We start from the raw sequence: 13,037 nt of genomic DNA on the forward strand, positions 1-13,037 counted from the left end.
TTATGGATAGAGAGGATAGAGAGTTTACAGAGTATATAAAAAATAAGTTTTATGATAATTTATATAAAGCATCAGAACGATTTATTGAGGAAAATAAGGACACCTTTGATTTTGATTATCTTGATTTGCATACTATTGGTGAAATAGAAATGGAAGATGGTGAGATAAAGCAAATATGGATTCAAGAGGGTAGTGGTAATGAAATAAAATACGAGATAGCTTTTTCTACTGAGTTAATAATTTATGATGGTCATAGACATTATGATGATTCAGTAAATGAAGAAAAGTGGTTATTATTAAAATGTTCATCAACATTAGATGATAAACTATCAACTATAAAAATTTTATCTGTTGAAGAGTTTGTCTCTAAAAGTAGATTGGATAATTCATTAACACAAAGATTAATACCTATAATTAAGAATTCAGAATATGAAGAAATAGCAGATAAGATATTAAATAAGTATTATCCAGAAGCGTTGAAATATGGAACTGTTATATCTCCACAAATATTAGCAACTAGACTGGGGCTTAAAATTGAAGAAAGAAAAATAGAAAAAGATGATTCTATTTTAGGTAGAATATATTTTGAGGATACAGAAGCAAATTTATATGATGAAGAAAAAGATGATTATACTTTTACTAAAATAGATAAAGACACTATTTTAGTAGATACATCAGTTAATCCACTTTTAAATATAGGTAGGTACTATAACACAATATATCATGAGTGTGTTCATAAAATACTACATCAGAAAATATTTGAATTTCAGAAGATTTTAGATGAGGATGTTGAATCTATATGTACCATCAAAGTCAATGGTGAGATTTCTCATACTGAAACTCATGCTAGAAAATTAGCACCAAAACTTCATATGCCTAAAAATAGAATTGTTAGAAGAGCTAATGAGCTTATTAAAGAACTGAAATATTTAAATGCAGCCAAATATGAAAATGAAGTAATGGAAGAGGTTATTTCTCAACTTGCACAAGAGTTTTATGCTTCTAAACAATCGGTAAAAATAAGATTAGCAGAGTTAGGTTTTCAAAGTGCAATTGGTACATTTACTTATGTAGATAACCATTATGTTAAACCACATACTTTTAAAAAGGGCTCATTAAAAAATAATGAAACATATACTGCAAATATTAAAGATATAGCGTTTCAAAGTGTAATTAATCCAAGATTAAAGAAACAAGTAGAGCAAGGTAAGTATTTGTTTGTAGATAATCATCTTGTCTATAATTCAAAAAAATATTTACAGTCTACAGATGATGGATTGGAATTAACATCATATGCGTTATCACACATGGATGAATGCTGTATTAAATTTAAATTAAATATCGTAAAAAGCAAATATATAAGCATAGATAATGTTTGCTTTTTAAGTCGATCAGTAGATAGTTTATATACTTTTGAAGCCGTAGCTTGTGATGAGCAGTTTGAAAATATGTCAGATGAAGAACAAGGGCAACTTCTTAAAAATGAAATACAAGAAGAAATGAAGATAGCTAATGAACTGACAAATAATCCAAAGCAAGTAATAAAAAGACTTTTGCAGTGGAGAGAAATGAGCCAAGTAGAATTATCTTCATTTAGTGAAATAGATACAGAAACTATTAGTAGGATAGTTAATGGAAAAACTAATCCTAAAATTGAAACAGTTGTAAGACTTTGCTTAGCATTAAAGTTATCTCCAACTATTAGTACACGAGTATTAGACATATTTGGATGTGCTATTAATCCTAATTTGTTTAACCATCAAGTTTATAGATTTGCATTACAAACTTTATATAAGCATGATTTTGATGATATCAAAGAAAAATGTAAGGCTATGGGCGTTAATATATAAAAATTTAAAAAATATGAAAAAATTATCCACTTTCAGAGTGGATTTTTTAAATGGAGGATATAGAGATATATCTTCTTTTTTTTATGCTTTAAAATAGCAAATCCTATATTTATAAGTAGTAAAGCGGTCCACTTTTAAAGTGGATCATGCTTTTTTAAAAGATTATAAAATTTAGATGTACTTAATAAAAAGGTACAAAAATCTAGCGACAGTTCATAAATGAACAGCCTAGAAAAAAGTTTGTGTTATTGGCTCATAGTCTGACGAGATTATGCCTGCAGCAATAACATAGACAAAAAATATTAAATAGTTAGCCTAGCAGGATGGTTAACCAGAAAGTGAGAATTCATTTTATGGTTAGCAAATATTTAATTTCCACTGTGGGTTCTTACTTTCTGAGAAGAAAGGACGGACTCGCAGATGAAGGCAGATCAAAAAAAGCAATATGTTATCCAAATGGAGGTAACAAAAGAATCAATTAAGGATTTAGGAATTAATCCTAAAGAAGTTAGCTATCAAAAGGTAGGTAGTGAATATAAATTAGTTCATTTAATAAAAACAGATAATGAAGAGCTATATAAAGAATTCATGCAACCTGTCTGGAGAGAAGCAAAAGAAATAGAAAGAAAGAGAAATGCAGAAATGGAATGTAAAAAAACTGCTCTTTCATTAGATGAGCTTTATGAAAATTATAAATATGAAACACTAGATTATAATCAAGAATCAGCTCTTGAAAGACTAGAAAAAGAAGAATTGTTAGAAAAACTAAACAAATTAGTTGAAGAATTAGATGAGATAGACAAACAAATCTTTAAATATTATATGGAAGAAAAATCAGATAGTGAAATAGCTGATTTACTAGGAAGTAAAAGAACTACTGTTAATTATCAAAGACGCAGAATTTTCTCGAATTTAAAAAACTCCTTAGAAGATTATTTATAAAAAAATAAAAAATTTTCAAAAATTTTTGTCACCTAGCTAATTTTTGTCCGTTAACAAGTGAAGGGGAGAAACACCACTTCAAAAATAACGGAAAGGAGGTAAGCCAAATGACAAAAAATATAGACGAAAAGATATGCGATGTATTACTTGAAATAAGTAATAAGACCAAAAGCATAGCTGACAATCTAAAAAAGTTAAATAAGTTGAAAGGAGAAGAAAATGGGAAAAGTCAAAGATCTATCTGTAATCGCAGAAGAACTTAAAAAATGTAGTCAAACTTTAGATTTAATAACATCAGATTTATTAAGTTTAACCAGTGGAAAAGCTATTAAAGAAGAGGAAGAAATACCAACACTAGAAGATGTAAGAAAAGTACTAGCTGAAAAAAGCAAACTAGGTTTTACTCCACAAATAAAGGAAATAATAAATTCTTTTAATGCTAATAAGTTAAGTGAAGTTAATCCATCAGATTATCTAGAACTTTTAAATAAAGTAAGGGGGCTAGAATAATGGAAAAACCAAGTAGTGTAACAGAAAATAGACAAAGATACATCGGTGGTTCAGATATTCCAATAATTATGGATATATCTGCATTTAAAAGTAGAAGTCTACTAATGAAAGAAAAAGCAGGTTTTAGTAAAAATACTTTTAAAGGTAATGAATACACAGAATATGGAAATATCCTAGAACCGATGATAAGAGATTATATCAATGAAGAATTTAGAAAATCTAGTCCATTTAAGGAAGGATACTTTATAGGTGATTTAAGTCCAAATGAAACAGACAAATTAAAGTTTAGATGTAATGTTGATGGAATAAATGATAGTGAAATACTAGAAATTAAAACTACATCAAATATTAAATCAGACATTAAGGATTATAAATACTATCTAGTGCAACTGCTCTTTTATATGATAAATGCTAAAAAAGAAAAAGGAATGCTAGCTATCTATGAAAGAACTACCTTTAATATTCCAAAACAAATCGATAAAGATAAATTAAAAATCTATCATATTGATTTAAAGGATTATCAGAAACTTGCAACAGAAATATTAGAAAGTGTAGATAAGTTTCAAGAAGACTTAATAGCCTTAAAGAACAATCCAGAAATGACAGATGAAGATTTTATAAATCCAATCATTGTAGATAACTCAAAAAAAGTAATAGCCTTAGAAAATAAGTTAAAAGGTTTAAAAGAAGTAGAACAAGAATTAAAGAAAACCAAAGAAGACTTATTTGAAGCTATGAAAAAATACAATGTTAAGAAATGGAAAACATCAAATGGTGTAACTATTTCAAGAGTTGATGAAACTACCAGTCAAAGAGAAGTGATTGACACTAAAAAATTAAAGGCAGATGAGCCTACTATCTATAACAAATATATGGAAGTAAAAACATCAAAAAGAAAAGGCTATGTAAGAATAGCCATTGATGAAAACAATGTAAATCAAGAATTTAATAAAATAAAAGGAGAAAATTAAAATGAAGAATAATAAATGCAAAGTAATAACAGGTGTAAATACAAGATTATCATACTTTAATGGTTGGGAGCCTGTATCAATTAACGGTGGTAAAGAAAGATACTCTGTATCTGTTCTAATTCCAAAAGAAGATAAAGAAACATTAGACCAAATAGAGAAGGCAGTAGATGCTGCAATTGAAGAAGGAATGAGTAAGTTTGGAAATAAGAAACCAAACAAACAAGCAATTAAACTACCACTTCGTGATGGAGATATTGAAAGAGATGATGAAGCATATAAAGGACATTACTTCATCAATGCTAATTCAATTACACCACCACAAATTGTAGATAAAAATGTCAAACCAATATTAGATAGATCAGAAGTCTACTCAGGGTGCTACGGACGAGTATCACTTAACTTCTACGCTTTTAACTCTAACGGTAATAAAGGTGTAGCTTGTGGACTTGGAAATATCCAAAAAATAAAAGACGGAGAGCCATTAGGTGGCAGAACAAATGCTACTGATGAATTTACAACTCTAGAGTCTGACGACTTTTTAGCATAAGGAGATGGATATGAAAGAATTAACAGAAGTAATGAACTTAATAGCAAATATTGGAATGGCTACTTTTCTTATATCAATTAACATATGTCTTTGTTGGGCTATGATTATTGGATATAAAGAACAAAAAGCAAAAGAAAAAGCAAGAAAGCTAAAACAGTTAAAAGAAAGACGACTAAGAAGGTCAGAATAAATAAGCATATAAAGTGGCAAGGATTAGTCTTTGCCATCTTTATTTTAAAAGGAGTAACAATGGAAAAAATAAAAACACTGAGTTGTGATATTGAGACATTTTCTAGCATAAATTTAGGTAAAAGTGGAGTTTATAAATATTGCGAGAGTAAAGATTTTGAAATCTTACTATTTGCATATTCAGTAAATAACACTGATGTAAAAGTAATAGATTTAGCAAGTGGAGAAAAACTGCCACAAGAAATAATAGAGGCACTAAAAAGTGATAAAGTTATTAAATGGGCTTTTAATGCTAACTTTGAGAGAATTTGTCTATCAAGATATTTAGGTATGAAAACAGGAGAATATTTAAATCCTAAATCGTGGAGATGTTCTATGGTTTGGTCTGCATATATGGGACTGCCTTTATCTCTTCAAGGTGTAGGTGCAGTTTTAGGATTAGATAAACAAAAATTAGCAGAAGGTAAAGATTTAATAAGGTATTTTTGTATACCTTGTAAGCCGACTAAAACTAATAATCAAAGAATAAGAAATTACTATTATCACGATAAAAACAAATGGGAGCTTTTTAAGGAATATAACAAGCGAGATGTTGAAGTAGAAATGAAGATACAAGAAAAACTAAAAAACTTTAAAGTACCTGACTTTATTTGGAAAGAATATGAATTAGACCAAATTATAAATGATAGAGGCATAAAAATAGATAAGCAGTTTGTCTTATCTGCAATTGAGATTAACAGGATATCTAGGTTTAGAAATATGAATGAGTTAAAAGAAATAACTAATCTTGAAAATCCTAATTCAGTACTGCAAATAAAACAGTGGCTTAAAGAAAATAATGTAGAAACAGATAGCCTTGATAAAAAGACAGTAATAGAACTTTTAAAAACATCAAATAATAAAGTAAGTAGAGTTTTAGAACTTAGACAAAAACTATCTAAATCATCAATCAAAAAATATGAGGCTATGATAAATGCAGTTTGTTTAGATGATAGATGTAGAGGTATGTTTCAATTTTTAGGAGCAAACAGAACTGGGCGTTGGAGTGGAAGACTGGTTCAACTTCAAAACTTAAAAAGAAACTCAATGTCAGATTTAAAACAGGCACGAGATTTAGTTAAAGATAAAAATATAGAGGCATTAGATTTACTTTATGAAGATATACCAAATGTACTATCTGAACTTATACGAACGGCATTTATACCAAAAGAAAACACTACATTTTTTGTAGCAGATTTTAGTGCTATTGAAGCAAGAGTTATTGCTAATCTTGCAGGAGAAAAATGGAGAGAAGAAGTCTTTAAAAACGGTGGAGATATTTACTGTGCATCAGCTAGTCAGATGTTTAATGTTCCAGTAGAAAAACATGGAGTAAATGGGTATTTAAGACAAAAAGGTAAGATTGCAGAACTTGCACTTGGATATGGCGGGTCTGTTGGAGCTTTGACTGCTATGGGTGCTCTTGATATGGGGCTTAAAGAGGAAGAATTAAAACCATTAGTTGATGCTTGGAGAGATGCTAATCCACATATAGTTGAGTTTTGGTGGGCAGTAGATAAAGCAGTTAAGGATTGTATAAAGCAAAGAATAACAACCAAAACTCATGGCATTAAATTTATTTATAAAAGTGGGATACTTTTTATAGAACTACCAAGCAAAAGACGACTTGCATATATAAAACCAAAAATAGAAATAAACCAATATGGTAGTGAATCTGTTAGTTATGAGGGAATAGGAGTAGGAAAGAAATGGGATAGACTTGAAAGTTATGGTCCAAAGTTTGTAGAAAATATAGTGCAAGCAATCGCAAGAGATTTATTAATGTTTGCTATAACAAATTTAAGTGATTTAGAAATAGTAGCCCATATTCATGATGAATTAATTATTGAAGGAGATAAAAGTTTATCACTAGATAAAATTTGTAAGGATATGAGCATGTTACCTGATTGGAATAAGACTTTATTACTTAATGCCGATGGTTATACTTGTGAGTTTTATAAGAAGGATTAAGTGAAAATAAATATTTTTTAAGAAAGTAGGATTAATTTCCTACTTTTTTTAATTTTTTTTGAGAAATTTTTGTCACCTAGACGTTTTTTGTCCGTTAACAAGTGAAGGGGAAAAGAGCCCACTTCAAAAATTTAAAAAAACAGAAAGGAGACATTAAAGATGTCAAAAACACAGTCATTCCAAGAAAAGGAATTCAAAAAATCAACAGAATATAACAATGAAAAGAAAGGAGGATGTTTAGAAATTACAAAGCAAATAGAAAAAATAGCAATATTAAATAGTTCTGAATTTGGAAAAATTAGAACATTAAATATCAATAATCAGATTTGGTTTGTAGGAAAAGATATATGTACAGCTTTTGGAGATAAAAATCATAATAGATCACTATCAAGAATAGATGAAGAAGATAAACTTGAAAGCCTCATTATAGATAATCTTGGAAGAAAGCAGAAAATTAAATTTATCAATGAAAGTGGATTGTATGCATTACTTTTTACTCTTAAACCTGAAAGAGCAAATTCAGGTGGGGTACAGAATGCGTACCCCATAGAAGTGCAAGAAAGAATAAATAAAATCAAAAGATTTAAAAGATGGGTTACAAGTGAAGTATTACCATCAATTAGAAAAAATGGTGGATATATTCAAGGTCAAGAAAATCTAGATGGTGAAACTATAAAAGAAGCACTAACTGCTGCAAAAGAAGTAATCAAGCAAAAAGACTTATTGATTGAAACAATGAAACCAAAAGCTTTATTTGCAGATAGTGTTGCTACAAGTAATACAACTATTCTAATTGGAGAGCTTGCAAAAATTCTAAAAGGAAATGGTATCAATACTGGTCAAAACAGATTGTTTGAATGGCTTAGAGTTAATGGCTATCTAATTAAAAGAAAAAGTGGTGACTATAATATGCCAACACAAAAGAGTATGGAACTTGGTCTATTTAAAATCAAAGAAACAGTATTCACATATCCAGATGGTCATACAACTATTAGCAAAACTACAAAAGTTACAGGTAAGGGACAACAGTATTTTATAAATCTATTTTTAAAGGAGAATAACTAATGAAAGAGAAAAAAGAATTCAAACCACTAGTATATGTATGTGCTCCATACAGTGGAAATATCAAAGAAAATATAAAAAGAGCAACTAAATTTGCAGAGTTTATTTATAACCAAAACTGCATACCAATTACGCCTCATCTAATGTTCCCATTTTTAGATGACACTAAAAAAGCAGATAGATATAATGCAATATTTATGGATATTATCTTACTTGGAAAAGCAAATGAAGTGTGGGTTTTAGCAGAAAACATTACAAAAGGAATGAGTAAAGAGCTTGAAATATCTAAAAAGAGATTTCAAAAAGTAAGATACTTCAATAACGATTTTAAGGAGGTGGCAATCAATGAAGTTAACAATATATAAATCAGATGTAGTACAAAATTCTAAAAATTGTATCTATCCATATAAGGAAATAGTAACAAACAAAGAAGAGTTAAAAAATGTGGTCGCATTTGACCATGTTTGTGGTCAGTTTAAAAACAATTATAGAGCAAAGGATAATTACATAGGTTCTGACTGCGATGTATTTGATGTAGATAATGACCATACAGAAGATGAAAGTAAATGGATATATCCAGAAGACTATGAATTCATATTTGGAAATGTAGCATATGCTATTGTTCCAAGTAGAAATAATATGAAAGAAAAGAACGGTAAAAAAGCTAGACCTAGACATCATATCTACTTCCCACATAAACCGTTTAATAGTGTTAAGGGGTGTCAAGAATTTAAAAATAAGGTATATGAGAACTTTAAATTTTTAGATAAAAATGCATTAGACCCTGCAAGATTTATCTATGGAAATAATGCAGATGAGATTATTTGGAATGATAGTGATAAAAGTATAGAAGATGTACTTGTAGAAGAACAAGACCTTTTTGCAGAATTTGATGAAATGACTGGTTCTATTCAAGCTGGAAGTCGAAATTCTACTATGAGTCATATAGCTGGAAAACTTATCAAGCGTTATGGAATTACAGATACTGCTAAAAAAGAATTTTTAAAACAAGCAGAAAAATGCACACCACTATTATCTGATAGTGAGCTTAATAAAATATGGCATAGTGCTATTAAGTTTGGAAATAAGGTTATAAATCAAGAGGGATATATTCCACCAGAACAGTACAATCAAGAATTTAATTTAATGCCTCACGATTTAACTGATGTTGGACAAGCAGTTATGCTTTCAAAAGAATATAAGGATATATTAAGGCATTCTTCATCAACAGATTATCTAGTATATAACGGCTCATTTTGGGAAGAATCATCATCAAAAGCACAAGGTTTAATTCAACTATTAACTGAAAGACAACTAGAAGAGGCAGAAGTTGAAATTAAAAAGTGTATGGATGAAATGACTAAAAATGGAGCATTTGAACTGCTTGCTGCACTTGGAAATAAAAAGGCATTAGATCAGTTTAGTTCAGTCCAAAGAAGAAGTTATGATAAGTATGAAAAAGCACTAGTTTATCAGAAGTTTGCACTTAAAAGAAGAGATAGTAGATATATTTGGGCAGCACTAAAAGAAGTAAAACCTATGATAGTTATAGAACCAAATGAATTAGACTGTAATGATATTTTATTAAATACACCAACTAACACTATTAATCTTAAAACTGGTATATCTGATGAGCATAAAGCAAGTGACTTTATCACTAAACAAACTAGTGTAGACCCATCAAATGATGGTATGAACTTATGGCTTGATTCATTAAATGTGTTTTTTGAAAGCAATCAAGAATTAATAGATTATGTACAAAAAATTGTAGGACTTGCAGTTATAGGAAAGGTTTATGTAGAGGCTCTTATTATTGCTTATGGAGAGGGAAGAAATGGTAAGTCTACATTTTGGAATACAATCGCAAAGGTTCTAGGTACATATAGTGGAACGATGTCGGCAGATATTCTAACTGCTGGTTGCAGAAGAAATGCTAAACCAGAACTTGCAGAGGCAAAAGGTAAAAGACTGCTTATTGCAGCTGAGCTTGAAGAGGGAATGCGAATGAATACATCAAACGTTAAACAGCTATGTTCTACTGATGAAATAACAGCAGAAAAGAAATTCAAATCTCCATTTGCTTATACTCCATCACACACATTAGTACTTTATACTAACCACCTGCCAAGAGTTGGAGCATTAGATAAGGGGACTTGGAGAAGACTTATTGTAATACCATTTAATGCAAAGATTGAAGGTAAAAGTGATATCAAAAACTATACTGATTACATATTTAAAAATTCAGGTGGTGCAGTTTTACAGTGGATAATCGATGGTGCTAAAAAAGTAATCAAAGATGATTTTAAATTAAAAAAACCAAAGATAGTAGAAGAGGCTATAAGCAAATATCAAGATGAAAATGACTGGTTTAATCAGTTTTTAGAAGAATGCTGTGAGATAGGAGTGGATTTTGAAGAAAAAAGTGGTGAGCTTTATTCAGAGTATCGTTCATTTTGCATCCGAAGAGGTGAGTATATTCGTAGTACAACAGATTTTTATGCAGCCGTTGAAAGCGAGGGGTATATACGAAGAAAAACTATGAAAGGTAATATTATTGTAGGCGTTAGACTAAAATCTGAATTTGAAAATATATAAAAATATGGATGTCATTGAAGTCATATATATAAGTTTTCTTATAGGTATAAAAAATAGGTATATAAGGTAATATAGGAAAATGACTTCCTTGACCTCCATAATATATAAAAAGTGACGATATATACTCTATTTATATATAAAAGTTAGGAAATTGAGTATATAGCACTGCACGAATAAAAAATAAGGAGTAATAAATGTTAGAAAAAAATATAGAAAAAAAGCTAGTAAAGGCAGTTAAGGATAAAGGGGGACTTTGTTTAAAACTTAATTCTTTAAGCATGATAGGAATTCCAGATAGGTTAATTTTGATGAATAAAGGAAAAATAGGATTTGTAGAATTAAAGCAGAAAGGTTTAAAACCCCGTCCTATTCAGATAAGAAGAATAAAAGATTTAAGAAAGCTAGGTTTTAAATGCTTTGTCATTGATGATGTAGAAAGAATAGGAGGTGTGATAGATGAAATATGCTCCACATAAATATCAGGAAGTAGCAACAGATTTTATAATCAATAAACCCATATCTGCCATCCTACTTGAATGTGGTTTGGGCAAAAGTATTATAACTTTAACAGCTATAAATGATTTAATGCTAGATAGCTTTGATGTTTCAAAAGTATTAATTATAGCACCTTTAAGAGTCGCTAAAACTACATGGAAAGATGAAATTAAGAAATGGGAACATTTAAACTTGCTTGAATATTCCATCATAGTTGGTAGTAAAAAAGAGCGAGAACAGGCATTAAATAAAAAAGCACATATCTATATAATCAATCGTGAAAATATAGATTGGCTTATTACTAAAAGTGGATATAAGTTCGATTTTGATATGTTAGTAATTGATGAATTATCAAGTTTTAAAAATGGACAGTCTAAAAGATTTAAATCACTACTTAAAGTAAGACCAAAGATTAAAAGAGTAGTTGGACTAACAGGCACGCCAAGTTCTAATGGACTGATGGACTTGTGGGCAGAATTTAAAATACTAGATATGGGAGAAAGACTTGAAAAGTATATAACTCATTATAGGAATAAGTACTTTTTACCAGATAAAAGAAATGGTATGCAGATATTTTCATATAAACCAATGATTGATTCAGAAGAAAGAATCTATGACAAAATATCAGATATAACAATTTCAATGAAAGCAAAAGACCATCTTAAAATGCCAGAACTTGTAATCAATGAAGTTAAAGTATCGATGGATAATAATGAGAGGGCTATTTATGAAGAGCTTAAAAAGAAGTTTGTAGTAGAAGTTGCAGAAAGTGTTAAAAATAGAACTTACACAACTGAAATAGATGCAGTAAATGCTGCCGTGCTATCTGGAAAGCTACTGCAACTTGCAAGTGGAAATATTTATGATGAAGATAGAAAATCTTATCATATCCACGATAGAAAGCTAGATGCCCTTGAAGATTTAATTGAAGGTGCAAATGGTAAGCCAGTATTAGTTGCTTATTGGTATGGCTCGGATAAAGAAAGAATAATGAAAAGGTTTAGTGTTCGTGAAATTAAAACCGAGCAAGATATAAGAGATTGGAATGATGGGAAAATACCAGTTGCAATTATCCACCCAGCAAGTGCAGGGCATGGACTAAATCTTCAAATAGGAGGAGCAACACTTATATGGTTTAGCTTGATTTGGTCGCTTGAATTATACCAACAAACCAATGCCAGACTTTACAGACAAGGTCAAAAAGATACAGTAGTTATTCATCACATAATATGTAGTGGAACTATTGATGAAGATGTAATGAAAGCATTACAAAGAAAAGAAAAAATACAAGATGCATTAATGAATGCAGTAAAAGCACAAATAAAAGAGTAGAAGTTATTAAGATAACTTACCTCGGAAAGAATAGAGGTAAGAAAAATGAAATCAAAAGAATATTTTAGAAAAATTAATTATTTAAAAACAGCAATTGAATTTAAATTAGAAAAGGCAGAGTTCTATAAAGAACTAGCACAAAGTGCAGGTGGGACAGTTTATAGTGATATGCCAAAACCACCAAAAGGAAGTGTAAGAAGTCCTATGGAAGAGGCTATGATTAAAGCATTAGATTTAGAAATTGAAGCTAAAAAAGATGAAGAAGAACTAAGTAGACTAACAGTTGAGGCATTGAATTTTATAGAAAGAATAGAAGATCTGAAACTGCAAAAGATATTAATACTTAGATATTTAAAGGAGTTAAATTGGTATAAAATTCAAAGAACTATGGATTATAGTGAGAGTGCAATTCATAAACTTCATAACAAAGCTTTAGCTAAAATGGATGTGATAATTAATGAAAAATACAAAAAGTAGACCTAAGGAGAGCCGAAGAGAGCCGTGAAGAGTTGTTTACACCTAGCCAATTGTAGT

The 13,037-nt window shown here is 29.7% G+C and carries 14 protein-coding genes; all 14 read left to right on the forward strand.

Annotated features, from left to right (window positions below; genetic code table 11):
- Positions 1 to 2 precede the first annotated feature (2 nt).
- Complete coding sequence (locus G540_RS0104625) at positions 3 to 1,850, forward strand: helix-turn-helix domain-containing protein (RefSeq protein ID WP_027107113.1); 1,848 nt, start codon at positions 3 to 5, stop codon at positions 1,848 to 1,850.
- Positions 1,851 to 2,270: 420 nt separating this feature from the next.
- A complete protein-coding gene (locus tag G540_RS0104630; protein ID WP_027107114.1) occupies positions 2,271 to 2,792 on the forward strand; it encodes a sigma factor-like helix-turn-helix DNA-binding protein in 522 nt (173 codons plus the stop codon).
- 107 nt (positions 2,793 to 2,899) lie between these two features.
- Positions 2,900 to 3,055, forward strand: coding sequence for a hypothetical protein (locus tag G540_RS07410; RefSeq protein ID WP_155885135.1), 156 nt, complete (start codon positions 2,900 to 2,902; stop codon positions 3,053 to 3,055).
- Positions 3,012 to 3,302 carry a hypothetical protein gene (locus G540_RS07080; protein ID WP_035463607.1) on the forward strand — a complete coding sequence of 97 codons (291 nt, stop codon included), beginning with the start codon at positions 3,012 to 3,014 and terminating at the stop codon, positions 3,300 to 3,302. Before G540_RS07410 ends, G540_RS07080 begins: the two co-directional genes overlap by 44 nt.
- Positions 3,302 to 4,273, forward strand: coding sequence for a YqaJ viral recombinase family protein (locus G540_RS0104640; protein WP_027107115.1), 972 nt, complete (start codon positions 3,302 to 3,304; stop codon positions 4,271 to 4,273). The genes G540_RS07080 and G540_RS0104640 overlap by 1 nt, the downstream gene beginning before the upstream one ends.
- Before the next feature lies 1 nt (position 4,274).
- Positions 4,275 to 4,820, forward strand: coding sequence for a DUF2815 family protein (locus G540_RS0104645; RefSeq protein WP_027107116.1), 546 nt, complete (start codon positions 4,275 to 4,277; stop codon positions 4,818 to 4,820).
- Positions 4,821 to 4,830: 10 nt separating this feature from the next.
- The gene (locus tag G540_RS0104650) at positions 4,831 to 5,010 is read left to right on the forward strand and encodes a hypothetical protein (RefSeq protein WP_027107117.1); all 180 of its coding nucleotides are present in this window, start codon (positions 4,831 to 4,833) and stop codon (positions 5,008 to 5,010) included.
- Between the two features lie 59 nt (positions 5,011 to 5,069).
- Positions 5,070 to 7,019, forward strand: coding sequence for a DNA polymerase (locus G540_RS0104655; RefSeq protein ID WP_035463608.1), 1,950 nt, complete (start codon positions 5,070 to 5,072; stop codon positions 7,017 to 7,019).
- Positions 7,020 to 7,178: 159 nt separating this feature from the next.
- Positions 7,179 to 8,084, forward strand: coding sequence for a phage antirepressor KilAC domain-containing protein (locus G540_RS0104660; RefSeq protein WP_081653544.1), 906 nt, complete (start codon positions 7,179 to 7,181; stop codon positions 8,082 to 8,084).
- Positions 8,084 to 8,446, forward strand: a complete 363-nt coding sequence (locus tag G540_RS0104665; protein WP_027107120.1) for a DUF7768 domain-containing protein — start codon at positions 8,084 to 8,086, stop codon at positions 8,444 to 8,446. Before G540_RS0104660 ends, G540_RS0104665 begins: the two co-directional genes overlap by 1 nt.
- Positions 8,427 to 10,676, forward strand: coding sequence for a phage/plasmid primase, P4 family (locus tag G540_RS0104670; RefSeq protein ID WP_027107121.1), 2,250 nt, complete (start codon positions 8,427 to 8,429; stop codon positions 10,674 to 10,676). The genes G540_RS0104665 and G540_RS0104670 overlap by 20 nt, the downstream gene beginning before the upstream one ends.
- Positions 10,677 to 10,870: 194 nt before the next feature.
- Positions 10,871 to 11,152, forward strand: coding sequence for a PDDEXK family nuclease (locus tag G540_RS0104675; protein ID WP_027107122.1), 282 nt, complete (start codon positions 10,871 to 10,873; stop codon positions 11,150 to 11,152).
- On the forward strand, positions 11,133 to 12,503 hold the full coding sequence (locus tag G540_RS0104680; protein ID WP_027107123.1) for a DEAD/DEAH box helicase: 1,371 nt from the start codon (positions 11,133 to 11,135) through the stop codon (positions 12,501 to 12,503). Before G540_RS0104675 ends, G540_RS0104680 begins: the two co-directional genes overlap by 20 nt.
- A 45-nt stretch (positions 12,504 to 12,548) precedes the next feature.
- Complete coding sequence (locus tag G540_RS0104685; protein WP_027107124.1) at positions 12,549 to 12,980, forward strand: sigma-70 family RNA polymerase sigma factor; 432 nt, start codon at positions 12,549 to 12,551, stop codon at positions 12,978 to 12,980.
- Positions 12,981 to 13,037: the final 57 nt, after the last annotated feature.

The sequence above is a fragment of the Ligilactobacillus ceti DSM 22408 genome (genome assembly GCF_000423245.1).
In the GTDB taxonomy this organism is placed as follows: domain Bacteria; phylum Bacillota; class Bacilli; order Lactobacillales; family Lactobacillaceae; genus Ligilactobacillus; species Ligilactobacillus ceti.